The sequence below is a fragment of the Streptomyces sp. CA-210063 genome (assembly GCF_024612015.1).
Lineage (GTDB): Bacteria > Actinomycetota > Actinomycetes > Streptomycetales > Streptomycetaceae > Streptomyces.
Map to the genome: position 1 here is coordinate 6,528,537 of NZ_CP102512.1, position 25,821 is coordinate 6,554,357.

Genomic DNA, 25,821 nt, shown 5'->3' on the forward strand with positions numbered 1-25,821 from the left:
CGTATATTCCCGCTCGGGTCAACGGCTTAGCTCGCGGTCACCACATCGAGTGAGGTGTGGGTGCCCGGCCGGGGCGCGGGAACCGCCGCCGCCCTCTCACCCAGCATCAGCGTCCGCACCACCCGCTCGGCCGCCCGCCCGTCGTCGAACTCGCAGTACCGCTCCCGGAACCCCGCCCGCAGCCGCGCCGACTCCGCGTCCCGCCACTGCCCGGAGTCGAACAGCCAGGCCAGCTCCCGGTAGGAGCGGGACACATGGCCGGGCGGGTCGGCGGTGATGTCGACGTACATGCCCCGGCTCGCCGCGAAGGCGTCCCGGTCGTCGGCGTGCACGACGATCGGCCGGTCGAGGTTGGCGTAGTCGAACATCAGGGCCGAGTAGTCCGTGACCAGGACGTCGGAGGCGAGCATCAGCTCCTCCGCATGCGGCTCGTCGGTCGCGTCCACGACGACACCCCGCCGGTGCAGCTCGGCGAGCCCGAACCCGCGCGCCGGGCCGTCCGCGAGCGACGGATGCAGCCGTACGACGAGGGTGTGGGCCTCGCCCAGACCGCACCGCAGGTCCGTGGCGAACCGGGCGAGGTCGAAGCGTTCGACGTGGCCGCCCCGCCGGTAGTCGCGGGGCGTGGGCGCGTACAGCACGACCGTGTGGCCGACCGGGATGCCGAGCCGCTCACGGATCGACGCGCCGCTGTCCGGCCCGGCGTTCACCAGGACGTCGTTGCGCGGGCTGCCGGTCCGCAGGGAGGTGAAGCCGCACGGGTACGCCCTGCTCCACACCAGCTCCGAGTGGCGGTTGGCGACGAGGCTGTGGTCCCAGCGGTCGGCCCGGCGCAGCATCCGCGGCACATCCACACCGAGCCGGGCACCCGGCTTGTGCAGCAGATCGGCGCCCATGAACTTGAGCGGGGCCCCCTGATGGGTGTGGATGTGCACACTGCCCGGACGCTTGGTGAGGGTGCCGGGCCAGTTGACGTTGTTGACGAAGTACGTGGCCCGCGCGGCCACCCGCAGATACTCGCGCGACCCCGGCGTCACGTACTCGACGCCCGGCGGCAGCGTCGCCACCCGCTCCGGCCGCACCACCCACACCCCACGCAGGTGCGGCGCGAGATCGCGGGCCGCCTGGTACACGGCCGCCGGGTCCCCGAGCACTCCCCGGTGCGAGAACGCCGAGTACACCGCCAGATTCGGGTCCAGCGGCAGCCGCTCGTGCGCCAGCGACCAGCCCCGCCTGATCCCCTCGGCACCGGCCGCCCGCAGCCGCTCCCCGTGCGCGCCGAGCGCCGTACGGACGCGGACGGCCCCCTGCCGGGCGCGGTAGGCGGTCCAACCGCCCTCCAGGACAGGGAACTCCGGGGCCACGGGGTCGTCGTCGGACCGGTACTTCCGGTACAGCACGGCTGTCCGCCGGAAGAACTCGGCCTTGTCGGCAGGCGGCAGCCGGTCCGGCTCGGCGAGGATGTCCAGGCAGTGCTCCGCCATCCTGTTCCGCAGATACGGCCGCCAAGTCGCCAGCTCCGGGCGGGAGTCGAGGAAGCCGAAGACCCTCTCGTACTGGTCGTGGACGTCGAAGTGCCGGCGGCTCGTGGTGGACAGGGTGTCGCCCTGCCGCCGCTGCCGGTGGGCCACGCAGATCCGGTCCAGCGTGGCGATCCGCCCGGCGCTCAGCAGCGCCGGGAACGTCCAGGGCGTGTCCTCGTAGGAGCCGGGCGGGAACCGGAAGCCGTGCGTCTCGACGAACTCCCGCCGGTACGCCTTGTTCCACACGGACATCCACAGTTCGAGGATCTCGGGGCGCTCGGAGACCGTGAAGGTGCCTTCGCCCGCCGTGTTCAGGAGGTGCGCGAGGGCGTTGCGGCGCGTCCCGCCCCACCAGTACGTGCGGGCGTGGTCGAAGACCAGCACATCGGGATCGCCGGCCTCGTCGAGCCGGTCGGCCAGGGCACGCAGGGCACCCGGGATGAGGGTGTCGTCGCTGTCGAGGAAGAGGAGGAAGTCCCCGGTGGCGTAGGGCAGCCCGGCGTTGCGGGCCCGGCCGAGCCCCACGTTCGCCGGGAGACGCAGCACCCGTACGCGCGGGTCGCGGGCGGCGTACGCGTCGAGGATCTCGCCGCTGCCGTCCGGCGAGCAGTCGTCGACAGCGATCACCTCCAGGTCCCGGTACGACTGCTCAAGGACCGAGTCGAGGCATTCCCGCAGGAAACCCCGGACCTTGAAGACGGGGACGATGACAGTGAAGCGGGGCATGTCCGTCAGCTCCTCACGAGGGTCGCGGCGGCGGGCGCCGGGGCCGGGGTGCGCTCGGCGAGCGGCACGACGGGCGGCAGCGCCTCCGGCCGCTCACCGAGGAACACCCGCCGTACGACCCGCTCGGCAGCCCGCCCGTCGTCGAACTGGCAGAACCGCTCCCGGAAGTCGGCCCGCAGGGCGTCGGCCTCCGCGTCCGCGTACGAGCCGTCGCGGAACAGGTCCGCCAACTCCCGCTCGGTACGCGCCACATGACCCGGCGGCGCGGCCGGAAGGTCGACGTACACGCCCCTCGTCTCCCGGTGGACCTCCCAGTCGTCCGCGCGGATCACGATCGGCCGGTCGAGGTTGGCGTAGTCGAACATCACGGAGGAGTAGTCCGTGATCAGCGCGTCGGCGGCGAGGCAGACGTCCTCGGTGGAGTGGTGCCGGGTGACGTCGATGATCCGGTCGTCGCTCGTGCGGGCGGTGCCGTCGTCGGGGAAGTGGTGCGCCCGCAGCAGCACCACGAACTCCTCGCCCACCGCCTCGCAGAACGCCTCCAGGTTCAGCCGGGTGCCGTGGCCGGTGGCCTGGTCCCGGTGGGCGGGGGCGTAGAGCAGGGCCTTCTTGCCCTCGGGGATGCCCAGTTCACGCCGGACGCGCGCCACGTCCGCCGCCGTGGCCGTGTAGTAGACGTCGTTGCGCGGGGAGCCGTACTCCAGTTGCTCGTACGTGCCCGGGAACGCGCGCTCCCAGGTCTCCGTGGAGTGCCGGTTCGCGGAGAGGCTGAAGTCCCAGCGGTCCAGGCGCTTGAGGAGGCTGGTGAGGCTGCCGGACGCGGCGGCCGCCACCGGGTACGGGGACCGGTCCACGCCCGTCGTCTCCAGTGGGGTGCCGTGCTGGGTCTGGAGATGGACACTGCCGGGACGCTTGACGACCGTGTCCGGGAAGCCGGCGTTGTCGACGAGGTACTTGGCGCGGGCGAGCACCCGCCAGTAGCGCCGGCTGCCGATGACGGCGTGGTCGAGGTCCTTCGGGAGCCGGTCCACCACATCGGGATCGACGAGGAACACCGAGCGGAGGTGCGGGGCGAGTTCGCGGGCCTTGGCGTGGAGGGCGGCCGGGTCGCAGGTGACACCTCGACCCCGGTACGAGCAGTACACGGTGAGGTTCTTGTCCAGCGGGAGGCGGCGCTGGGCGGCGTACAGGGCGCGGGCCAGGGGCGTGCGGGGGCGGGGGAGCGCCGCGAGCGCTCCGGCCGCCGCCCGGTTGGCGGCGCACAGGACCCGGAACCCGGCGTACGAGCCGGTCGCGAGCAGCCGGTGCTGCACGCCGAGGCTGCCGCCGGGCGGGCGAAAGCCGGCCGGGAGGTTGTGGAGGTAGAGGTGTGCGGCGCGACGGAAGAAGGCGCGGCGGTGGTGGGCGGGCAGCCGCTCCGGGTGCGCGGCGGTCCGCAGCACGACCGCGAACAGCTGCTCGAACAGTGCCTCCGACAGGCCCTGCTTGGCCGTGGCCCTGGCGAGCACCAGCTCCACCTGGTCGAGGAGTTCGAGCTGGTGCTCACCGGGGGCGTTCAGCCGGCTGCCCTGCCGGCGCAGCAGATGCCGTACGCAGACCGTGCTCCGCAGCTCCGCCGTGCGGTCGGTGGCGAGCGCGACGAGACCGCTCCAGCCGAGGTCGGTGAAGTGGCCGATGGGGAAGGTGAGTTGGTGCGCGGTGAGGAAGTCCCGGCGGTAGGCCGCGCTCCACGCCGGGGTCCGCACACCGGTCGGGCGCACGAGGGTCGTACCGCCCTCCCACCAGTGCGCCCGTTCGTGTGCGAAGTACAGGACGTCGGGGCCGCCGGTCTCGGCCAGCCGGTCCGCGATCGCCTGCAGCGCGCCCGGGGCGAGCGTGTCGTCCCCGTCCAGGAACAGGACGTACGTCCCGTGCGCCGCCGCCAGTCCCGCGTTGCGGGCAGCGCTCAGCCCGCCCGACGGCGGCGACTCGACGGGGGCCACCCGGGTGTCCCTGGTGGAGTACGCGGTGCTGACCGCCTCCGCGGGTGAGCCCGCCGCGTCATGGACCGGGATCAGCTCGAAGTCGCCGAACGGCTGCGTGAGGATCGAGTCCAGGGCGAGGGGGAGGCGCCCTTCGACACCGTGCGTGGGGACGATGATGCTGAAGCGGGGCATTCTGTCCTTTCGGGGGGGGCGTTCTTCGACTGCGGCTGGGTGGGGCTTGCTCGCGCAGTTCCCCGCGCCCCTGAAGACGGCCCTGCGGGCCGATGAAAAGCGGCGGGCGCAGCCCCCGCTTTTCAGGGGCGCGGGGAACTGCGCGACCAGCCCCCACCGGACCCGCGGCTGGGGGTCGAAGGGGGCGCAGCCCCTGGGGATGGGACGGGTAGGGGCGGCGGGGGCGAGGGAAAGGCGGTTACGTGCGCAGGGAGTCGTCCACGCCCGGCTGCGACTGGCCAGGGACCGTCGCCAACGGAGACGACGGACGGGCCGCGGCGGCGGACGGGACGGGACGGCGGTCGGCCAAGGGGACGAAGTCGACCGGCGCGGTGTCACCCAGGACCACCCGCCGCACCACCCGCTCCGCCGCCCGCCCGTCGTCGTACGGGCAGAACCGGTCACGGAAGGCGGCCCGCAACTGCGCGGAGCGCGACCCGCGCCAGTGCCCCGTCGCGAAGATGTCGATCAGCTCGTCCTCGCTGCGCGCGACCGCGCCCGGCGGGAACGAGCGCAGGTCGAAGTACGTGCCACGGGCCGCCTCGTACGCCTCCCAGTCCTCGGAGTGGATCACGATGGGCCGGTCGAGGTTGGCGTAGTCGAACATCAGGGAGGAGTAGTCGGTGACGAGCGCGTCGGAGGCGAGGCACAGGTTCTCGACGCTCGGGTAGGCCGTGACGTCGAGGAGACGGCCGTGCGCCAGGTCCGTCAGCGGGGAGTCGTACGCGTGGTGGGCGCGGGCCAGGATCACGAAGCGCGGGCCGAGCTTGCGGAGCACCCGCTCCAGATCCAGGTGGGCGCGTTGCGAGTGGCGGTAGTCGCGGTGTGTGGGGGCGTACAGGACGGCGACCGCGCCCTCGGGGATGCCGAGGTGTTCGCGCACCCGGGCCACATCCGTCGAATTGGCCTTCAGGAACACGTCGTTGCGCGGGGAGCCGTACTCCAGGGTCGTGTACGCGGACGGATGGACGCGCTCCCAGACGAGGGTGGAGTGGCGGTTGCCGGACAGGACGTAGTCCCACTGGTCGCTGCCGCGCAGCACGGCCGCGAAGTCCGTGCCGCGCGCGGCCGCCGGGCGGTCCTGGAGGTCGAGGCCCATGTGCTTGAGCGGGGTGCCGTGCTGGGTCTGGAGGAGGACCTGGCCGCGACGCTTGACCAAGCGGCGGTCGAAGTCCACGTTGTTCACCAGGTACTTGGAGCGGGCGAGCGCCGTCCAGTACGCCATCGAGCCGGGGCGCACACGCCGGGTCGCCACCGGAAGGGTGTGGTGGTGCTCGGGGCGCGCGATCCACGAGGTGCGCATCTTGGGGACGTACGTACGGAACGCGTTCTCCAGCGCGGCCGGGCTGCACACATAGCCCCGGCCGCCGTACGCGGCGAACACCGCCCGGTCGGCACGCAGCGGGAGGAGGCGCTGGACGCGGTAGTGGAGGCGCAGCCCGGCGTCGCGCAGCGGCCGGGCCAGGCCCGCCACCAGGCGTCCGGCGCCCCCGCCCAGCCGTGCCACGGCCCACAGCGCCCGGTAGACGCGCTGGCTGCCCAGCCGTAGGAGCGCGTGCCGGAGGCGGGCGTGGGCGCGGATGGGGGCGCCCGGAGTGCGGTAGCGGGCGCAGTGCGCGCGGACCGTGCGCAGGAACTCGGCGCGCGCCTCGCGCGGCAGCCGGTGGCGCCGGGTGAACACGGACGTGAGGTGGTCGACCATGCGCCGGAAGAGCACCGGACGCCACTGGGCCAGCTCCGGCCGCTCGTCGACGTACGCGAACACCCGGTCGTACTGCTCGAACACATCGAAGTGCGCCCGCGTGGTCGCCCCGAGGAGGCTGCCGTGGCGGCGCCGGCGGTGGTGGACGCAGACCCGGTCGAGGGTGGCGACGGACTCGGCGGTCATCAGGACCGGGTACGTCCAGGCCGTGTCCTCGTAGATGCCGGGCGGGAACCGGAAGTCGTGGTCCTCGACGAACTCGCGCTTGTACGCCTTGTTCCACGCCACCGGGCGGACGCTCAGCAGGCCCGGGCGGTCGTCGAGGCGGAACGGGGCCGTGCCCTGCTCGGTGAGTTGGAGGGCGCGTTCGTTGCGGACGGACTCGCCGGACCAGGAGGTGCGGGCGAAGTCGTGGACGAGGACGTCGGGTTCGCCGGTCTCCTTGACGCGGTCGGCGATCGCCTGGAGCGCGCCCGGCGTGAACGTGTCGTCGCCGTCGAGGAAGAGGAGGTAGTCGCCCCTCGCGTACTCCATCCCCTTGTTGCGGGCGGCACCCGGCCCCGCGTTCTCCCGCAGGCGCACGGTTCGCCTGACCCGGGGGTCGCGGGCCGCGAACTCGTCGGCGATCGACCCGCCGTTGTCGGGCGAGGCGTCGTCGACGACGATCACTTCGAGGTCGGTGAAGGACTGGGACAGCACGGAATCCAGGCATTCGTGCAGGTACGCCTGAACCTTGTACGCGGGAACGATGACACTGAACCTGGGCAAGGAGGACATCCTTGGGTCGGCGCGGGCATACTGCCCGGAAACGGCCGATCCGATGATTTGGTTACGCGACGTGTTCCATACGGGGGATATCGCCGGGTGGTGGGGGCGCACGGGTGTGAACTTGCGGGTGTAGGAGGGGAGTTCGCGCGGTGGGCTCTGCCGGGGCCGGGGCCGGGGCCGGGGCCGGGGGCGCCTACTAGTGCTCTGACCGCATAGGTCCGCCGGGTTGGGCCAGGGTGCGACCACCGCCTGGTCGACGGCCGAGTCACTGCTCAAGGCAGCGGACCAGGAATGTCAGTCCCTCTGGGCTGCTCAACCGCACAACACGACGACCGGTTTCCTCGAACCAGGTGGCCGGGTCTTGGCCGTAATCGTGTGCGCGGGCGACGGCGCTGTCCGGATCCTCGACCTCGACCGCAAGTTCCCACTGCGGGGCGGATGCACTGGGTCCACGTGTGGCGATGAAATCGGCGCAGTTCGGAGGGGTCCCCATCGTCTTGTCGTAAAAGTGCCGGGCCTTCTCAGGCTGGTCGCACGTCAGGACCATGCGGTGCGGGGCACCTGCCAAGTGGGACGGGAACTTCCATCCGGTGAAGTTGCGTGGCTGCCAGAGGGAGAAGGCGGCACCTACTGGATCGATCAATGTCGCCATGCGCCCCTGATCGCCCGCGTCGAAGGGAGGCACGACAAGACGAGCGCCGTTCACCGTCGCCGCTTCGGCACGGCGATCGACGTTGTCGACTGCCAGATAATAGGCGATATGGGCGGGTGTTCCCGGTGGGTAGACCGGGTTCGCCAGGTCGCTCACGCTGCCGATCAGGTGGCCGTCGATGGCTATCTTGGTGGCCTTTCGCCAGTCCTTCTCGTCCACCGCGAAGCGCCAGCCCAGCGTCTTCGAGAAGAAGGTGGCGGTGCCGGCCAAGTCACGGGTTTTGAGGTCCATCCAGCAGAACTCGTTCAATGAACCCAGAGGGGTCGTCATCCTGTGCTCCTTGTCGTCTCGATGCTGGGTATCGAGTGCTCAGACGACTCCGCAAGAGATTTTTGGCTGCGCTGCGGAGAGGGGTCTGCGGCAAACCGGTTCCTTCCGCACCGATTCGAGCCTTCGCAGGCGTGTCCAGTCTTCGCCGGTCTGGATCAGGCTGCGGCCGTCAGGGGGCGTCCGCCCCAGCGAATGCCCTTCTCGCTGCGGATGCGGGCGCGTTCCTTGCGCTGGGCGGCCAGGAGGTCGGGGTGGCGGGCGTTGGCGTTGCGCCAGCGCAGGTAGGCGTGCAGGGCCCGGGTCTGCACGGGGTGACTGCGGTGGTGGGAGTTGGCGAGGGTGAACTGCCGCAGCGGGCCGAAATGGGCCTCGATCGGGTTGGCCCAGGAGGCGTAGGTCGGGGTGAAGCACAGCTCGACCTTGTTCTTCTTCGCCCAGCGGCGGATGTCCGCTCCGGTATGGGCGGAGAGGGTGTCCAGAATGATGTAGATCGGGGCGCCGTCGGGGCGGGCGGCGCGGATCGACTTCAGCGCGACCAGGCTGTTGGCGGTGCCCTTGCGGCGGTGGTTCACTCCCCACAGCGTGTCGTCGCCGACGGAGTAGCAGCCGTGGAAGTAGGTGACGCCGTGGGTGCGGCGGTACGTCGCCGGCAGGCGGTCGGGCCTGCCCTGCTTCGCCCAGCAGGAGCCTGCGGTGGGCCGGATCCCGAGGGGGCCGAACTCGTCGAAGGCGAAGACCCGGTCCGGGAAGCGTTCCAGCACCTCTTCGATGCGGTCGAGCTTGGCATCACGGTCGGGATCGGGCGACTCCTTCCAGGTCTTGGTGCGCTGGAAGGTGATGCCGCGGCGCAGGAGCAGGCACCGTAAGGCTTCCCGGCCGATGCGGATGATGCGTCCGTGTACGCGGCGCAGGTAGGCGGCGAGTTTGCGGACCGACCAGCGGGTGAAGGGCTGGCCGAGCTTGGTCGGGCGGGTGGTGGCCGTCTGGACGACGAAGTCCTCGTCGTCGGGGCTGAGTTGGCGGGGACGGCCTCCCGCCCACCGAGGGTCCAGACAGGCCAGGCCGATCTCGTTGAAGCGGTGGATCACATCGCGGACGGTGTCCTCGTCGGCCTGGACGAGCTGGGCGATCACCGGGACACGGTTTCCGCCGGCCGAGGCCAGCAGCATCATCGCCCGCCGATAGCGCACCGAGCTGGTACTGCCCCGGCGCAGGATCTGCTGCAGTTTCTGCCCTTCCTGATCGGTCAATCGGCGCACCCGCACAAGCTCGGCCACCACACCTCCAGCGGTCGGAACGAACGTCGCCATCCAACCGCTCCGAAGGCCCACCCGGCTGGCTAGGGCGGTGTTCAGTGGCCCCACCGAGGCGACTCCAACTGGCCCCAGGGGAAGGGGTGTTCGGGGGCACTGAGGGGTAGTGGCGAGGCGAAGTGGTCCCACCTTGGGTCTTGCGGTGGAACGGTGGATGTGGTCCGCCGAGGGTCGACCGCTACAGCCGGATCACCGTCAAGATGTGCTCGTACTCCGTCCCGGTCCGCTTCATCGACCGCAAGGTCACCGTCCACCTGACCGGCGACACGCTCGTCGTGTTCGACAACCGTCGCGAGATCGCCCGCCATGCCCGGCTCGCCGGCCGCGGCCAGGAACGTCTGGTCCTGGACCACTACCTGGAGGTGCTGCTGCGCAAGCCCGGTGCCCTGGACCGCTCCGAGGCGTTGCACCAGGCCCGCACCGAGGGCACCTTCACCACTGAGCACGAGGCGTTCTGGGCCCTGGCCCAGCAGCAGCTCGGCGAGATCGAAGGAACGAAAGCCCTGGTCAGGGTCCTGCTCTTGCACCGCCATCAGCAGCACGCGGACGTGATCGCGGGACTGCGGGCCGCCGTCGCGCTGGGTACCTGCAGCGACGACGTGGTTGCCCTGGAGGCCCGCAAGGCCGCCCAGGCGGCCGGCCGGGCACCCACAGTCACCGCGACACCGGCGCCGCCGGATCAGACGGATCCGCTCAGCCCGCAGATGCCGCAGGTCAGCCACCTCACCTCGCGCCGCCTGGCCCAGCCATTGCCCGATGACGCCCGCCCCCTGCCCCGCCTGGAGCAGTGGGACGAACTACTCCAGCTCCGCCGGAAGGATTCGCCATGACCGCTGCCCATCACGCGCTTACCGCGCAGACACCCGATGCCGCGATCGACACCGCCTGCCGCATGCTGAGGCTGCCCACCATGCGGGCCCAGGCCGCCGACACCATCGCCCGCGCCGAACGCGAAGGGCTCTCCTACGCGGGCTTCCTCGCCGAGCTGCTGATGGCCGAGTGCGAGGACCGCGACCGCCGCCGGGCCGAACGCCGCATCCGGGCCGCCCACTTCCCGCGGGAGAAGTCCCTGCGCGACTTCGACTACCGCGCCAACCCCAACGTCGACCCGGCCGTCATCCACTCCCTCGCCACCTGCGACTGGATCGCCAAGGGCTACCCGCTGTGTCTGATCGGGGACTCCGGCACCGGGAAGTCCCACCTGCTGATCGGCTTGGGTACTGCGGCCGCCATGGCCGGCTACCGCGTCCGCTACACGACGGCCGCGGCCCTGGTGAACGAGCTCGTCGAGGCCGCCGACGACAAACAGCTCGGCAAGACCATCGCCCGCTACGGACGCGTCGACCTTTTGGAGATCGACGAGCTCGGCTACCTCGAACTGGACCGCCGCGGCGCCGAGATGCTCTTCCAGGTCCTGACCGAACGCGAGGAGAAGAACAGCATCGCCATCGCCTCCAACGAGGCGTTCACCGGCTGGAGCAAGACCTTCACCGACCCCCGGCTCTGCGCGGCCATCGTGGACCGGCTCACCTTCAACGCCACTCTCATCGAGACCGGCACCGAGTCCTACCGCCTGGCCCGCACTAGGGCCAACAAAAACAGCGGGACGAAGTGACCCGGCCCCGGTCCGACGGCCGAACGATCTCCGCACTTCTCGGCGTGACCAGGAGCGCCCGCCGGAACTGATCAGCCGCTCGGGTGGTCATGCAGCGTCCGCACGCCGCCCGGCCGCACCCGGTTACGGGCGCGGCTCCCGGACCGTCGGCATGAGGTTGCGGGCCAGCACATCCAATGCTTCGCAGACCTCCCTCAGCCGCTGCGGGTCGTCGGATCCAAGTGCCGCGGCGAGCGCATCCTCGATGCCTGTCGCGCGGACCTGCGTCACTCGCTCGGACACCTCGGCGGCCTGGCGCACCAGCACCCGCCGCCGGTCAGCGGGATCAGGCGCCGTCTGGACCGATCCGGCCTCCTTCAGCCGGGCGATGGCCGCGGACACCTGGCTCTGCGGCAGGCCGGTGCGGGCGGCGATCTCACCGACGGTGGTGTCGGGATGGGCGGCGATGTCGCTGGCCACGATGAGCACCAGCAGGGTGCTTCCGGCATAGCGGCCGGCGTCGCCCGGGGGCTCCGGCAGGGCCTCCTCGCCGATCTTCATCAGGGTGCGTCCCAGTAGGAACAGCTCGACTCCGTTCACGCCGACCAACATACATCGAGCTCGATTCATCGAGATTGATGTATCTAGTTCGATGGATTACGGTGGTCGAGGCCGCGACGGAAGGCCCGTCGCGCACAAAGGGGGGACCGCCGTGCCCAAGCCCACCGGCACACTCACCGTTCCCGGCACCGTCCTGCACTACCAGGTCCGCGGCACTGGGCCGCCGCTGCTGATCTCGCAGAGCGGGGAGGGCGACGCCGACCGCACCACCGACCTCGTCGCCCACCTCACCGACACCTACACCGTCGTCACCTACGACCGCCGCGGCCTGTCCCGCAGCCGGCTCCGCACCGCCGAGAAGGGCGCCACCCTGGCCGAGCACGCCGACGACGTCCACCGCCTCCTCGCGCATCTCACGGACGCCCCCGCCCTCATGCTCGGCTGCAGTCTCGGAGCCGTCGTCGGCATGCACGCCGCCCTGCGGCATCCCGGACAGATCCACACCCTCATAGCCCACGAGCCCGTCGCCCCACGCCTGCTGCCCGACGACGAACGCGCCCGACACGAGCACGAACTCGCCGCCCTGCAGGACCTCTACCTTCACCAGGGCCTCGGCGCCGCCCTCCCGGAGATCGCCAGGACTCTCGGGATCGACCCCGCCGCCACGGACGCCGAACCCGGCCTGACGCCCCAGCCGATGGACGCCCGGCGCACCGCCAACTTCGACTACTTCATCCGGCACGACTTCACCGCGATCGTCCACGACACCCTCGACACCGCCGCTCTGAAGGACGTCAGCGCCCACATCGTGCCCGCCGCCGGGCACGCCACCCCGAGGACCGTCTTCGACTACCAGTGCGCGACAGCCCTGGCCGCACTGCTCGACCGCGAACTGCAGGAGCTGCCCGGCGGCCACAACGGAAACACCACCCACCCTCGGGCCTACGCGGCACGCGTCCGGGAGATCCTCAACGACGCACGATGACACGAAGCGGCCCGGCCCGACGGCCTATCGGAGGGCCAGACGGGACCGACCACCCCCACCCTGGTGGTCCCAGATCAAGCCGCCTTCCGGAGCCACCTCGCGACGCCTGATCTTTACGCATCATCCATGAACCGGGGCCAGTTGGAGTCGCCTTGGTGGGGCCACTGAACACCACCCTAGCCACCCGGCGAACCAATGCGGTCAGAGCACTAGCTCGGGGGTGGGGGTGCGTCGGCGGGTGCGGGTGGTGTGTGGTTGCTCGCGCAGTTCCCCGCGCCCCTTGACGGCATGGGGCGCGCCCGGGGTCTTTTAGGGGCGCGGGGAACTGCGCGACCAGCCCCCACGCACCCGCACCCGCCGACGCACCCCCACGCCCCGATCTATTAGGCGCCCGGCGGCTACTACTTCACCGCCCCCGCCATCACACCCGACACGAACTGCCTCTGGAACGCGAAGAACACGGCCAACGGGATCACCATCGAGATGAACGCACCCGGCGCCAGAATCTCGATGTTGCTGCCGAACTGCCGTACCTGCTGCTGGAGCGCGACCGTCAACGGCTGTGATCCGGAGCTGGAGAAGACCAGTGCGACCAGCATGTCGTTCCACACCCACAGGAACTGGAAGATCCCGAGGGACGCGAGCGCCGGCGCGGCGAGCGGCATGACGACGGTCGCGAACAGCCGTACCTCACCCGCCCCGTCGAGCCGCGCCGCCTCCAGCAGCTCACGTGGGATCTCCGCGAAGAAGTTCCGCAACAGGAAGATCGCGAACGGGAGTCCGAAGGCGACGTGGAAGAGGACGACGCCGATGATGTCGCCGAAGATCCCGAGGTCCCGGAAGAGCCCGGACAGCGGGATCAGCGCCACCTGCACCGGCACCACCAACAGCCCCACCACGACCATGAACCACCCGTCGCGGCCCTTGAAGTCCATCCAGGCGAAGGCGTATCCGGCCATCGCGCCGATCACGACGACCAGCAGGGTCGCCGGGACCGTGATCCAGATCGTGTTGAACAGGGCGCCCGTGATGTCGTCGTTCTCCAGCAACGACTCATAGCTCTTGGTGGTGAGTTGGGCCGGTGCCGAGAACACCTTCCACCACCCGGAGGTGGAGATGTCGGTCGGGTCGCGGAACGACGACACCAGCAGTCCGAACGTCGGCACCAGCCAGAACAGCGCCACCAGGAGGAGGAACACACGCAGCGCGCCGCCCGCCACGCCGCTCGCCAGCCGGGAGGCGACGGAGCGCTGGGCGCGTACGGGCGGGTCGAGTTCGGGGGTCTTCGGAGCCGGGGCCGGGGTCTCGAGAGTGGTCACCGCTGGCGCTCCTTCCGCAGTCGCCGGATGTTGACCCACATCACCGGCAGCACGAGCAGCAGCAGGATCACACCGATCGCGCTGCCGAGCCCGAAGTCGCCCCCGCCGCCGTACGACACCAAGTACAGCTGCAGTGCGAGGACGTTGGCCTCGTCCTGGGTGGGCTGGGGCGCGATGATGTAGACGAGGTCGAAGACCTTCATCACGTTGATCATCAGCGTGACGAGGACGACGACCAGGACCGGCGCGAGCAGCGGCACGGTGACCTTGCGGAACACCTGCCACTCGTTCGCCCCGTCCACCCGGGCCGCTTCGAGCAGATTGCGGTCCACACCGGCCAGCCCCGCCGCGATCAGCACCATCGCGAAGCCGGCCCACATCCAGATGTACGAGCCGATCACGGCCGGGGTGACAAGGGCCGGGCCGAGCCAGTCGATGCCGTTGTAGGGCGCCGCGAAGTTCGAGCCCGGCAGCCGGAGTCGGGCCCCCTCGGCCGAGTCCGGGAGGCTGAACGTGCCGTCGGTGCCGCTGGTCGCGGTGGCGACGACCTTCCCGTCCTTCACCGCCTCGACCTTGACGCCCTCCAACGCCTTCTCACCCGGGTCGACGGCTCCCTTCTCGCCGCCGCCACCGAGCCGGAAGTCCAGCCAGACCGTGCCGGTGACACCGTCGCCGGTGGCCGCCTTCGCGTCCTGTGCGTCGCCGGGCAGCCGGTTGGGCGCGATCCCGACGAGGGGGAGCAGGGCGGGGCTTCCCGCCCGCACGGTGCCCTCCGTGGTGAACGAACCCCCGCCGGACGCCCGTAGATCGCTCACCTGGGCGTTGGGCCGGGCCTTCGGATACACCGACTCGTCCACGAAGACGTCATGTACGGACGTGGCGATCGCGTTGGCGACACCCTGGTTCGGATCCTGCTCGTACACCAGCCGGAAGATGATGCCCGCGGCCAGCATCGAGATCGCCATCGGCATGAAGACGATCAGCTTGAACGCGGTTCCCCAGCGCACCCGTTCGGTCAGCACCGCGAAGATCAGACCGAGCGCGGTGACGAGCGCCGGGGCGACCGCGACCCAGATCGCGGTGTTGCGTACGGCGACGAGGGTGGAGTCGTCGGAGAAGATCTCCGCGTAGTTGTCGAGGCCGACGAAACCCGAGCCGTCTCCGTCGAACAGGCTCCGCCAGACCGAGTACCCGATCGGGTAGACCACGAGCGCGCCGAGCAGCACCAGCGCGGGCAGCAGAAACAGCCCTGCCACCCACCACCGGGTACCGGTCACGCTCTTGCGCGGTGCGGCGGGGGGCGTCGGCAGTGCGCCGGCGCCCCCCGCCGTCTTCGCCACAGCGGACGACATCGCGGCCGTCAGCCGTTCCCGTAGGCCTTCGCCGCGTCGGTCTCCAGTTGCTTCTGGGCACCGGCCACGTCGTCGGGGCTCTTCAGGAAGTCCTGCAGGTCCTTCCACTCACCCACGCCCTGCGTGCCGCCGAACGCCGCCGGGGCCTGGTCGGACATGTCGAAGCGGAAGTCGTCGCCCGCCGCGAGCAGCGCCTTGGCGATCTCCCGGGTGACGTCGTCCTTGTAAGTCCCCTGGTCCATCTCCTTGTTGGGGGAGAGGAAGCCGCCCTGGGCCGCCCAGATCTCCGCCGCGTCGGTCGAGGCGAGGAAGGTGAGCAGCGCCTGCGCGCCCTTGCCGTCCTTGAGCGCCACGGCCGCGTCGCCGCCGGTCACCACGGGGGAGGCGTCGCCGACCGCCGGGAACGGGAAGACCTTGGCGTCCGTGCCGATCTTCGAGTCCGTGTCACCGTTGATGGTGACGGCCACGAAGTCGCCCTCGAAGACCATGCCGGCCGGGGTGTCCCCGCCGAAGGTGTTCGTGATCGACTTGATGTAGTCGGTCTGCAGCGCGCCGGAGGCGCCGCCCGCGAGCAGGTCGTCCTTGCCCCACAGCTCCGCGAGCGTGGTGAGGGCCTCCTTGACGGAGGGGTCGGTCCATTTGATCTCGTGCTTGGCGAGCTGGTCGTACTTCTCCGGGCCCGCCTGTGACAGATAGACGTTCTCGAACCAGTCGGTGAGCGTCCAGCCGTCCGCGCCGCCGATCGACACGGCGGGGGAGCCGGCGTCGGAGAGCGTCTGCGCGGTCTGGATGAACTCGTCCCACGTCTTGGGTTCCTCGGTGATGCCCGCCGCCTCGAAGGCCGCGGTGTTGTACCAGACGAGGGACTTGTTGGCGGCCTTCGCGTACACGCCGTACTGCTTGCCCTCGTACGCGCCCAGGTCCTTCCAGCCGGCCGAGAAGTTCTTGTCCAGCTGCGCCTGGGCCTCACTGCCGAGCGGTTTGACCCAGCCCTTCTCGGCGAACTGGTGCAACACGCCGACCTGCGGCAGGAACGCCACGTCCGGCGGCTTGCCGCCCTCGATCTTCGTACCGAGGAAAGTGGACGTGTTGTTGCCGGTCGGCACGAACGTCACCGAGGCGCCGGTACGTTTTTCGAACTCGTCCAGCACCTTCTGGAAGTTGTCCAGCTCCGGGCCGGTGAAGACCGCCGCGACCTCCAGCTTCTGGCCGTCCAGCTGGGGGAGTTGGACGGTGGCCTTGCTGCCGCCGCCGTTGCCGGTATCACCGCTGTCACCGCCGTCGTCGTCACCGCCGCACGCGGTGAGCGAGGCGGCGAGGAGGCCTGCGGCGAGGGCGGCGAGGGCCTTGGCGTTGGGTGTACGAAGCATGCTGCGCATGACTGACCCCGTTCTCCGTGCGTCGTCGAACGTAGAAGCGCTGTCCCGTGCGCTCTGGTCTACGCCGCGTGCCTGGGGGCGGCAAGAGCGCCTGCGGTGTCAAGTCCTTGATCGTGACCGCGTCGTGACCATGAGCCGCGGGCGAGCGGGGGGTGCCTACTCGCCGTGGGGGTGGCTCGTCGTGGGCGGCTTCCCGCCGGGGGTGGTTGCTCGCGCAGTTCCCCGCGCCCCTAAAAGCACCGGGGGCGCCCCCGGTGCCATAGCTGCCATAGCTGACGTGGCTGACGTGGCTGACGTAGCTGATGTAGCTGCGGGCAGTCGTGCCGCTAGGGGCGGCACGGTGGGCGCAGCGGCACCTCGTAGCGCCGAGTTGCGCAGCCCACGCCCGGCCGACCCAGGCGCCGGGCGCCTTGTGACGAACGGTCAGAGCAGCGACGGCACTCCCGCCGCCGAGACTTCCCGCGCCGCGCGGTCCAACGCGCTGGCCAGCAAGGCCAGATCCGTGGGCCCGTTCCCCAACTCCCTTACGGGGCGCCGCGCAGGCGGGTCCCCCATCCGCGCCCAGTCCAGCGGGACGACGGTGGGCCGAAGGGTCGCCGTACGAGGAATGCGCCCCGTCACCCGCCCCGCCTGGAACGGGGTCGCCCGACCCCCCTCACCCAGCAACTCCCCTCGCCCGGGCGCCGGTTCGTCCGGCCCCGGCACCGGCGCGCTCAGCACGACACGCCCCCCACCCGCACGCCCGAACTCGCTCTCTCCCACACGCCCACCCCCACCCGTGGTGGCGACGAGATGCACCCCGAGCCGCTCACCCTCCCGGGCCACCGCCTCCAGCGCCCGTACGACGGATCCGGCCGCAGGCCGCCCCGTGGAGCCCAGGGGCGGTGACAGCAGGGCGTCGAGGTCGTCGACGATCACGACGAGACGGGGCAGCTCCGAGCCGGGGGCAGGGCGCTTCCCGGCCGCCCCCTTGCCGCCCTGGTCCCCGGGCCTGCGGCCGGCCCCAGGCCGCAGCCGGAGCGTGGAACTGGAGGACGAGTCGAGGTCGGCCGCCCCGGACGAGCCCGCCGACACACCGCCGGACCCGGCCCCCGCCGACCGCTGCGGGACGATACGGCCCGACACCTCACGCCGGGTGTGCCACTCCATGAACCCGAGCCCGCCGAGCAACTCGGCCCGACGCTTCAACTCGGCGCTCAGCGACTGCGCGAACTCCCGCATCCGGACGGGATCGTTGGCCGTGAGATGCGTCCCGACGTGGGGCAGGTCGGTACAGGCCCCCAGCCCTTCCCCGGTCCGCCCCCCGCCCGCACCACCGGCGCCGCCACTGCCCCCGCCGTCCCGCCCGTCCACGAGGGCGATCCCCAGCCGGTCGGGCCGCTCGGCCGCGGCCAGCGACGCGGCGACGGACCGCAGCAGCTCCGTACGACCGCTGCCGGCCGGCCCCTCGATCAGCAGATGAGGGCCCTCGGCGACGAGGTCCACGGACACCGGCCCGCGCGGCCCCGCGCCGAGCACGGCCCAGGCCCGCCCGCCGAGCGCCGTCGTGTCGTCGCCCGCGTCCGCCCACCGAGCCATCAACGACGCCGGCGTGGCCCGCGCCAGCCCCAACTCGTCCAGCAACCGCGCCGACTGCGGCAACGGCGCCGACACCCGGGCCTGCCGGTCACCGGCCGACCCGTCCGTACGCAACGGCGCCAGCGCCCGCGCGAACCGCTCCGCCCACGCCACCGACACCGCGTCCAGCGTGGCCACCGTGCCGTGGTTCAACAGCCCGGGCGCCGCCTCCGGATCGAGCGAGGGGAGATTCTGGGTGCCGGGATGCGTGCGCTCGTCGGCACCGGAGAGTCCGCTCCCCGCGAGGTCGATGTTGGTGTGGGTTCGGCTCACCAGACCGGGGTCCGAGTGGGCCGCACGGTCGGAACGGGGGCGGCTCGACGGGCCGTCGAAGTCCGCACCGCGCGCGTGGTCGGCGGGTCCGGGATGCGCGCTCCCCGTACGCCCGGACCGAGCGGGCCCCGACGGACCGGGTGCCCCGGAACCGCTCACCCCGGCGTACCCGGAGGCCACGCGCAGCAGCCGCAGCGCCGTGGCGACGTCACCGCTGAGCAGGGCGACGGCCCCGCACGCGCGGAACGCGGGCGAGACCTCGCAGGCCGCCGCGTACGTCTCCGTCACCGGTGAGGCGGGCGACGCGGACTCCGTCTCGGCGAGGCACACGACATGGATCCCGGCGACCGGCCCGTCCTGCGCCAGCCGCATCACGGCCTTCCGCACATCCGCGCCCCCGGGGTCCCCGTCCACGATCACCACCGTGTACGGCCCCGGGAAGTCACCGCCCGCCGGACCGTCCTCCCGAGCCCACGAGGGCCGCCGCACGGCCCGCCGGCCGGAAGCACCGTCGTCCCCCTGGCCCGTCGCGTCCCCGGCCCCGGCGGTGCGGCCCGTCGCCTCCCGGGACAGCCGGCCCGTCGTGTCGTCCGACCGGTGGCCTGCCACGCCCAGGGTCCCGGTGCCCTGCGTACGACTGGTTCCGGCGCGCGGCGTACGACCGGACCCGGCGCCCGCCGCGCGCCCGGGCGCATGCCCCGCCGTGTCCGCCGCGTGGTCCTCCAGGCGGCGCAGCAACTCGTCCAGACGTGCCGTCGTCTGCTCGCGGTCGTAGGCGAGGAGGAGGCGGCAGTCCTGGTTGTGGGCGGGGCGGAGGTGGGGGAGCCAGCCGAGCCAGGACCAGTCGGTGGCGCGTTCCTCGGCGGAGCGGGAGCGGTCCGCGCTGATCAGGACCAGTTCGAGGATGTCGGGGGAGTGCAGCGCGGCGAGCTGGGCCACGACCGCGCGGGTCAGTCCCATCAGCCGGGGGCGCGGCCCGGCCAGCCCCAGCGCCCCGACCTCGCGCAACCCGGTGGTCACCGGCACCGCCGGCAACAGCCCCGAGCCGTCCGGCGCCACCCGGTCCGTCGTACCCAGCCGCACCGTCAGCGCCTCCGGGTGCCCCGGCCCCCGCTCCCACAGCCGGGCGCCGGGCCCCAGCGCGGTGAGCAGCAGCGCGGCGGGATCCGGCCAGGTCTCCGGCAGCCGCTCGCCACCGGCGGGCAACACCGAGGCCATCGCCCCGCGCTCGTCCTCGTCGTACTCCGCGTCGTACTCGTACGGGTCGTGCTCCGCCCCCGCCTGCCCCCGCCCGCCGGCCAACCGCCGCGCCCAGGCCCCGAACCCACCGCGCTTACGCACCCCACGCGGCACATCCGTCCCCCGAAGGGGAGTGCCCTTACGGGTACCGGACCCGACGGCATCACCGGCGCCGACCGACCCGGCCCGAACACCGGCCACACCGGAACCGCCGGCCACACCGGAACCGCTGGCCCCGCTGGGACGGTCTGGCCCACTGGAGCCGTGCGCCCCACGGGAGCCTTGGCCCTCATCGGAGCCGTTTGTCCCACGGGAGCCCTGGCCCCCACCGGAACCGTCGGCCCCACCGGAACCATGGGCCCCACCGGAACCGTCAGCCCCATGGGGACGGCCTGGCCCACCAGAACCGCCCGGCCAGCCAGAACCGCCGGGCCCACCGGAACCCGTAGGCACGCCGGGTCCGCCGGACATGTGGGGATCACCGGCATCGCGGGGATCGTGGGAATCGCGGCCGCTGCGGTGATCCCGAATACCACGAGCTTCATGGGCATCACGGCCCTCGCTGAGGCGGCCATGAGCTTCCGCTCCGCCCCCGCCCGGAGCACCCTCGTACGCGCCCGCCCCGCCCGTACCGGACGCGGCCTCCGTACCCTCCGCCGTCCGCTCGATCCCCGGCGCCCCGCCTTGCCCCGGCACCGTCCGCCGCTCGGCACGCCCCTGCCTCAGCTCCTCCGCCGCCTGCCCGGACGCACCCGCGCGAGACGCTCTGCCGGAGCCGGAGCCGGAGCCGGAGCCGGAGCCGGAGCCGGAGCCGGAGCCGACCTCGGCGCCCGCCCCCGCCCCCGTACGAGAACCGGTACCGGCCCCCGCTCCCACCCCGGAACCCGTACCGCCCGTAGAGCCCGAACCGCCTCCCACAGACCCCGAACCGCCGTCCGTGGAACCGACACCGCCTCCCGCTGAACCGACACCGCCGCCCGTCGAGCCGTCACCCCCCGGCCCCCGCGCCCCCACCGTCACCCGAACATGTCCCTCCCCGTCAGGCGTCGTACCGACCCCCCGCGCCCCCGACGACGAGGCCAGCCGAAGGGCGGACTCGCCGATGCGGAGCAGGGCGCCCGGGGCCAGACGCACCGGGCGGTCGCCCACGCGGGTGCCGTCGAGGGTGGTGCCGTTGGTGGAGCCGAGGTCGACGACGGAGACGCGGCCGTCGGCGGAGAGGGTGACGGCGCAGTGGAGGCGGGAGACGTCGGGGTCGTCGAGGGGGACGTCGGCGTCGGCGGAGCGGCCGATGTGGATCTTGCCGCCGTGCAGCAGATGGACGCCGCCGGCGTCGGGGCCGGCCACCACGTGGAGCTGGGCGGCGGCCTCGTCGACCTCGGGGCCCGGCTCGGCGGGGGCGCCCAGGGAGAGCACGGCGCCGTCGATGAGGGGCGGCTCGCCCAGGGTGCAGCGCTGGGCGTCCAGGCGCTCGGCACCGGCGTACAGCACGACCTGGCCGCCGCCGACCTCCCGGCTGCGCTCCAGCCGCTCGGCACCGCCCTCGCCGACGGCGGAGGCGAGGCCCGAGGCCACGGCGGCGAGAGCCGTCCCGGCCGGCGCCGTGACCAGCACGTCGCAGGCCGTGGCACGTCCTCGCGGCTCCGAGGGCGGTCCCAGCGGGTCTACGACGGTCAGCCGGATCTGCATCGCCGTCAGCGGTCCCTTCCGCGCGGGCACCCGCGACGACGAGGACGAGACTGCGCGGTCCCCACCGCAGACTTCCCCCACCGCTCACGGGCACGTCGGCCAGTACTGGAGGCATCCTCGCACCTGCCACTGACAACACGCCCGCCGCCCACCGTCAAGTGATCTTGATTGGTCGGCTCTGCCCCCAAAAGTGCCTGACCAGTGCCCGCTAGTTGATCACTTGAGATCGGTCACGTCCGTATCGCGTCCGGATTCAGGATCGGTCGCGTCCGCATCCGGGCCGGTGCGCGTCCGTATCCGGAATCGCGTACGTCCGTATCCGGCAACCAACCGCCCACGGGTGAGCGTCTTTCCATCGAACGCACACGGGTACCCGTACGTACTCGCGGACACGGACACCGACAGGCAGCACACAGCAAGCCGGAGCAAGCCACGGCAAGGGGGCCGGAAGGCACAGGAAGCCGCAGGAAGTCGACAGCCCGGTCCCGGGGACGGCCGCACTACAGTGGGGCGGAACGTCCGAAGGACGAGGCCAGACGAGCAGATGCCAGGCAAGCAAGCAGCCAGCAAGTAAGCCAGCAAGTAACAGGGAGCGCATGACGTGCGGCCGGTAGGGAGCAAGTACCTCCTTGAGGAGCCGATTGGACGCGGCGCCACAGGCACTGTCTGGCGCGCCCGCCAGCGGGAGACCGCGGGGGCCGAGGCGGCCGTGCCCGGCCACCCCGGCGAGACCGTGGCGATCAAGGTCCTCAAGGAAGAGCTCGCGAGCGACGCGGACATCGTGATGCGGTTCCTGCGGGAGCGCTCCGTGCTGCTGCGGCTCACCCACCCGAACATCGTGCGGGTGCGGGACCTCGTCGTCGAGGGCGATCTGCTGGCGCTGGTCATGGACCTGGTCGAGGGCCCCGACCTGCACCGCTACCTCCGGGAGAGCGGCCCGTTCACGCCCGTCGGCGCGTCACTGCTCACCGCGCAGATCGCCGACGCGCTCGCCGCGAGCCACGCCGACGGCGTCGTCCACCGCGACCTGAAGCCCGCCAACGTGCTGCTCAAGCAGGACGGCGGCCAGATGCACCCGATGCTGACCGACTTCGGCATCGCCCGCCTCGCCGACTCCCCGGGCCTGACCCGGACCAGCGAGTTCGTGGGCACGCCCGCGTACGTCGCCCCCGAGTCCGCCGAGGGCCAGCCGCAGACCTCAGCGGTCGACATCTACGGCGCCGGCATCCTGATGTACGAACTGGTCACCGGGCGCCCGCCGTTCAACGGCCAGTCCGCGCTCGAAGTGCTGCACCAGCACCTCAGCGCCGAGCCGCGCCGCCCCTCCACGGTCCCCGACCCGCTGTGGACGGTCATCGAGCGCTGCCTGCGCAAGAACCCGAGGGAGCGGCCCAGCGCCGTCAACCTCGCCCGCGCGCTCCGCGTCGTCGCCGAGGGCGTCGGCGTGCACGCGAACTCGATGCAGATCGCCGCCGCCGAGGGCGTGGGCCACCTCCTCGCCCCCGACCCGGCGCCCGCGCAGGTGCCGGGCGCACCGGACGCGTTCGGCTCGGCCGACCCGACGCAGGTACTGCCGCAGGGCGCCGGCTCGTACGACCCGAACGGCGCGACCAGCGTGCTCCCGCACACCTCGGGCCCGGCGGGCGCCGCCGATCCCACCGCCGTGCTCCCGCACACCTCCGGCGCCGACCCGACTTCCGTCATGCCGCCGGTGCCGCCGCACGACCCGGGCGGGCAGCAGCCCGAGCAGCCGCACCCCTGGCAGAACCAGCTCCGCGCGGCCCGCGACCGCAACGAGCAGACGCAGGTCCAGTACCTCGACCCCAACGAGGACCCGCTGCGCCGCCGGCCCCAGCGGCAGGTCAACCGCCCGCAGCAGCCCCCGCAGCAGCCGCCGCGCCGGCAGCAGCGCCCGCCCCAGGGCGGCCCCGGCCCCGGGTACGGCCATCCGCAGCAGCAACAGCCGTACGCCGCCCCGGCGCCGCAGCCTCAGCGCCAGCAGCCCCAGCGGTACGCCCCCGCGCCGCAGCCCCAGCAGCCCGCGCCGCGGCCCCAGCGCGAGCCCCGGCCGCCCCGCGAGCCGCGCCAGCGCAGCGCCAACCCGATGAGGATCCCGGGCCTCGGCTGCCTCAAGGGCTGCCTGTTCATGATCGTCCTCCTCTTCGTCGGTGGCTGGCTGATCTGGGAGTTCACCCCCCTCCAGGAATGGATCGGTACCGGTAAGAGCTGGTGGGAGCAGGTCGCCGACTGGTTCAGCGAGGCCGGCAAGTGGATCGGCGAGCTGGGCAACGCCTTGGATTCGGGCTCCGGCGGCACGGGGCAGTGACGGGGGCGGGGGCGCGGGGCGGGGGGCCTGGCACCGGCAACGGTCGTGAGCGGCTGCGGGCCGGTGGGGGCTGGTCGCGCAGTTCCCCGCGCCCCTTGACGGGGCGCAGTCGCCCACAGGCCTGAATCGCCCGGCCTCCCGACTTCCGCCTCTTGGCGCCCGCTCCCGCCCTGCCCCCCGCTCGGCTGCACGGCCAGGGCATCGACCCCCTGAGGCACCGTCCCGCCTCGGGCCTTCCCCCCTCTGGGCTACGGTCCCCGGCGGCCAGGCGGCCGGCGATCCCTGACCCGCTGACCCGGCGACCGGCGACCCGCCGACTGGCGATCCCTGCCCGGCGACCGGCGACCCGCCGACCGGCGATCCCTGACCCGCCGACCGGCGATCCGGCGACTGCCGACCCGCCGACCCGGCGATCCCTGACCCGCCGACCGGCGATCCGGCGACCGGCGATCCGGCGACTGCCGACCCGCCGACCCGGCGACCGCTGACCCGGCGACCGCCGCCCCGCCGACCGCCGCCCCGCCGACCGCCGCCCCGCCGACCGCCGCCCGGCAGCCCGGCCTCGCGGTTTCGTGGTTTCGGCCCTGCGTCTCCCCCTTACGCCTTCACGCCCTCTGTCACCCGGCCTCCCACTCCCACCTCGCGTCACACCGTCCCACCCGGTATCCCGCTCGGGCCTGCCGGCCGACGGTTGGTGCACCTCGTCGTCAGGGTTGGGGATTTGTCGACATCTGGGGGGTGATTTCCGCCTCGGCGGTGAAGGTTGGGTCTTGGGGCGCGTAGCTTTGTCGCCAACACGCGGCCTGTAGGAGCAGTCTTGGGACGGAAGATCGGAAGCCGGTACACCGCGAACCAGATTCTGGGGCGGGGCAGCGCCGGCACGGTGTGGCTGGGTGAGGGCCCCGAGGGCCCCGTCGCCATCAAGCTGCTGCGCGAGGACCTCTCGTCCGACCAGGAGCTCGTCAGCCGTTTCGTCCAGGAGCGCACCGCGCTGCTGGGCCTCGACCACCCGAACGTGGTCTCCGTACGCGACCTCGTCGTCGACGGCAACGACCTCGCCCTCGTCATGGACCTCGTCCGGGGGACCGACCTGCGCACCCGCCTGGACCGGGAGCGGCGCATGGCCCCCGAGGCGGCGGTCGCCATAGTGGCCGACATCGCGGACGCCCTGGCGGCGGCCCACGCGGCCGGGGTCGTCCACCGGGACGTGAAGCCGGAGAACGTCCTCCTCGACATGCAGGGCCCCCTCGGCCCCGGCGGCTCGCACCCGGCCCTCCTGACCGACTTCGGCGTCGCCAAGCTGATCGACTCCCCCCGCCGCACCCGCGCGACGAAGATCATCGGTACGCCGGACTATCTCGCCCCCGAGATCGTCGAGGGCCTGCCGCCCCGCGCGGCCGTGGACATCTACGCCCTCGCGACCGTGCTGTACGAGCTGCTCGCGGGGTTCACCCCGTTCGGCGGCGGGCACCCCGGCGCCGTACTGCGCCGCCATGTCACCGAGACCGTCGTCCCGCTGCCCGGCATTCCCGAGGAGCTGTGGCAGCTGCTCGTGCAGTGCCTCGCCAAGGCGCCGGCCTCGCGGCTGAGGGCGTCCGAGCTGGCGGCGCGGCTGCGGGAGCAGTTGCCGTTGCTGGCGGGGATGCCGCCGCTGGACGTCGACGAGCCGGGGACGGAGTCCGGGGACGGCTATGAGGAGGCTCCCGCCGAGGCCGCCGCTCCGCGTGAGCGGGTGCGGCGGGGTGCGGTGCCGTTGGTGCCGGGTGCCAAGCCGGATTCCAACCGGGATACGCATACGTCGATGCGGGTGCCGGGGCCGGATGAGCTGGCCGGGGGTGCGCGGGGGACCGCGCGGGTGCCGCGGGCGGCGGGGGCGCCTCGGCCGGGGTCCGCGCGGAATCGGGGGAGTGCGGTGCGGCGGCGGCGGATCACGTTGAGTGCGGCGGCGGTGGCTCTGATCGCGGCGGTGGGGGTGGGGACGTGGGCGGCCACCTCCGGGGATGAGGACGGTGGGGCGCCGTCCGACACGAAGAATTCGGCGCCGGGGAATCCTTGAGCAGGGCGTCCAGTAGCTCGGCGCGGACTGTGATCGGGCGACTGCGGGTCCGACGTGGTTGCTCGCGCAGTTCCCCGCGCCCCTGAAAAGCAGGGGCTGCGCCCCGTGCTTTTCGCTTTCAGGGGCGCGGGGAACTGCGCGACCAGCCCCCACCCACCCCGCAGCCGACGAACCCGCCACAGACACCCCCACCCTCCCCACCTTGAACCCCCAAGCACCGGG

General features: G+C 72.3%; 15 protein-coding genes. 5 read left to right on the forward strand and 10 right to left on the reverse strand.

The features are described 5' to 3' along the window. Positions 1–26: 26 nt before the first annotated feature. From JIX56_RS28570 to JIX56_RS28590, 5 genes are all read right to left on the reverse strand, one after another. Positions 27–2,249, reverse strand: coding sequence for a bifunctional glycosyltransferase/CDP-glycerol:glycerophosphate glycerophosphotransferase (locus JIX56_RS28570; RefSeq protein ID WP_257544791.1), 2,223 nt, complete (start codon positions 2,247–2,249; stop codon positions 27–29). Between the two features lie 5 nt (positions 2,250–2,254). Continuing rightward, on the reverse strand, positions 2,255–4,405 hold the full coding sequence (locus tag JIX56_RS28575) for a bifunctional glycosyltransferase/CDP-glycerol:glycerophosphate glycerophosphotransferase (protein WP_257544793.1): 2,151 nt from the start codon (positions 4,403–4,405) through the stop codon (positions 2,255–2,257). A 238-nt stretch (positions 4,406–4,643) separates the two neighbouring features. After that, a complete protein-coding gene (locus JIX56_RS28580) occupies positions 4,644–6,923 on the reverse strand; it encodes a bifunctional glycosyltransferase/CDP-glycerol:glycerophosphate glycerophosphotransferase (RefSeq protein WP_443031896.1) in 2,280 nt (759 codons plus the stop codon). A gap of 256 nt (positions 6,924–7,179) precedes the next feature. Further along, positions 7,180–7,896, reverse strand: coding sequence for a VOC family protein (locus JIX56_RS28585; protein ID WP_257544797.1), 717 nt, complete (start codon positions 7,894–7,896; stop codon positions 7,180–7,182). Positions 7,897–8,051: 155 nt separating this feature from the next. After that, the gene (locus JIX56_RS28590; protein WP_306819949.1) at positions 8,052–9,173 is read right to left on the reverse strand and encodes an IS630 family transposase; all 1,122 of its coding nucleotides are present in this window, start codon (positions 9,171–9,173) and stop codon (positions 8,052–8,054) included. Between the two features lie 173 nt (positions 9,174–9,346). Here JIX56_RS28590 and JIX56_RS28595 point away from each other — a divergent pair, with 173 nt between their 5' ends. Together JIX56_RS28595 and istB are read left to right on the forward strand one after the other, a co-directional pair. Next, on the forward strand, positions 9,347–10,039 hold the full coding sequence (locus JIX56_RS28595; protein WP_257544800.1) for a Mu transposase domain-containing protein: 693 nt from the start codon (positions 9,347–9,349) through the stop codon (positions 10,037–10,039). Continuing rightward, positions 10,036–10,824: an IS21-like element helper ATPase IstB gene (gene istB, locus JIX56_RS28600; protein WP_257544802.1), complete on the forward strand. Its 789-nt coding sequence runs from the start codon at positions 10,036–10,038 to the stop codon at positions 10,822–10,824. The genes JIX56_RS28595 and istB overlap by 4 nt, the downstream gene beginning before the upstream one ends. A gap of 123 nt (positions 10,825–10,947) precedes the next feature. Here the strand turns inward: istB and JIX56_RS28605 are convergent, their stop codons facing one another. After that, positions 10,948–11,403, reverse strand: coding sequence for a MarR family winged helix-turn-helix transcriptional regulator (locus tag JIX56_RS28605; protein ID WP_257544804.1), 456 nt, complete (start codon positions 11,401–11,403; stop codon positions 10,948–10,950). Between the two features lie 112 nt (positions 11,404–11,515). On the opposite strand from JIX56_RS28605, the gene JIX56_RS28610 reads away from it, so the two are divergent. Beyond that, positions 11,516–12,349 carry an alpha/beta fold hydrolase gene (locus JIX56_RS28610; RefSeq protein WP_257544806.1) on the forward strand — a complete coding sequence of 278 codons (834 nt, stop codon included), beginning with the start codon at positions 11,516–11,518 and terminating at the stop codon, positions 12,347–12,349. A 401-nt stretch (positions 12,350–12,750) separates the two neighbouring features. Here JIX56_RS28610 and JIX56_RS28615 read toward each other — a convergent pair whose 3' ends face one another. The 4 genes from JIX56_RS28615 to JIX56_RS28630 all read right to left on the reverse strand — a co-directional run bounded on the left by JIX56_RS28615 (position 12,751) and on the right by JIX56_RS28630 (position 21,217). After that, entirely contained in the window at positions 12,751–13,668 is a 918-nt protein-coding gene (locus tag JIX56_RS28615) for a carbohydrate ABC transporter permease (RefSeq protein WP_257544807.1), read from the reverse strand. After that, positions 13,665–15,020 (reverse strand): carbohydrate ABC transporter permease, encoded by a 1,356-nt coding sequence (locus tag JIX56_RS28620; protein ID WP_443031897.1) that lies wholly within the window; start codon positions 15,018–15,020, stop codon positions 13,665–13,667. Before JIX56_RS28620 ends, JIX56_RS28615 begins: the two co-directional genes overlap by 4 nt. Before the next feature lie 8 nt (positions 15,021–15,028). Beyond that, positions 15,029–16,399: an ABC transporter substrate-binding protein gene (locus JIX56_RS28625; RefSeq protein ID WP_257544811.1), complete on the reverse strand. Its 1,371-nt coding sequence runs from the start codon at positions 16,397–16,399 to the stop codon at positions 15,029–15,031. A gap of 423 nt (positions 16,400–16,822) precedes the next feature. Further along, a complete protein-coding gene (locus tag JIX56_RS28630) occupies positions 16,823–21,217 on the reverse strand; it encodes an FHA domain-containing protein (protein ID WP_257551176.1) in 4,395 nt (1,464 codons plus the stop codon). 601 nt (positions 21,218–21,818) lie between these two features. Between JIX56_RS28630 and JIX56_RS28635 the strand changes: the two genes are divergently transcribed. After that, positions 21,819–23,543 carry a serine/threonine-protein kinase gene (locus tag JIX56_RS28635; RefSeq protein WP_257544813.1) on the forward strand — a complete coding sequence of 575 codons (1,725 nt, stop codon included), beginning with the start codon at positions 21,819–21,821 and terminating at the stop codon, positions 23,541–23,543. A gap of 817 nt (positions 23,544–24,360) precedes the next feature. Then, positions 24,361–25,599, forward strand: a complete 1,239-nt coding sequence (locus tag JIX56_RS28640) for a serine/threonine-protein kinase (RefSeq protein WP_257544815.1) — start codon at positions 24,361–24,363, stop codon at positions 25,597–25,599. Positions 25,600–25,821 lie beyond the last annotated feature (222 nt).

What these genes read in the sequence shown, in the direction of transcription:
- JIX56_RS28570 (WP_257544791.1), bottom strand. Translation starts at nt 2,249, where the DNA reads ATGCCCCGCTTCACTGTCATCGTCCCCGTCTTCAAGGTCCGGGGTTTC.
- JIX56_RS28575 (WP_257544793.1), bottom strand. Translation starts at nt 4,405, where the DNA reads ATGCCCCGCTTCAGCATCATCGTCCCCACGCACGGTGTCGAAGGGCGC.
- JIX56_RS28580 (WP_443031896.1), bottom strand. Translation starts at nt 6,923, where the DNA reads ATGTCCTCCTTGCCCAGGTTCAGTGTCATCGTTCCCGCGTACAAGGTT.
- JIX56_RS28585 (WP_257544797.1), bottom strand. Translation starts at nt 7,896, where the DNA reads ATGACGACCCCTCTGGGTTCATTGAACGAGTTCTGCTGGATGGACCTC.
- istB (WP_257544802.1), top strand. Translation starts at nt 10,036, where the DNA reads ATGACCGCTGCCCATCACGCGCTTACCGCGCAGACACCCGATGCCGCG.
- JIX56_RS28620 (WP_443031897.1), bottom strand. Translation starts at nt 15,020, where the DNA reads ATGTCGTCCGCTGTGGCGAAGACGGCGGGGGGCGCCGGCGCACTGCCG.
- JIX56_RS28625 (WP_257544811.1), bottom strand. Translation starts at nt 16,399, where the DNA reads ATGCGCAGCATGCTTCGTACACCCAACGCCAAGGCCCTCGCCGCCCTC.
- JIX56_RS28630 (WP_257551176.1), bottom strand. Translation starts at nt 21,217, where the DNA reads ATGCAGATCCGGCTGACCGTCGTAGACCCGCTGGGACCGCCCTCGGAG.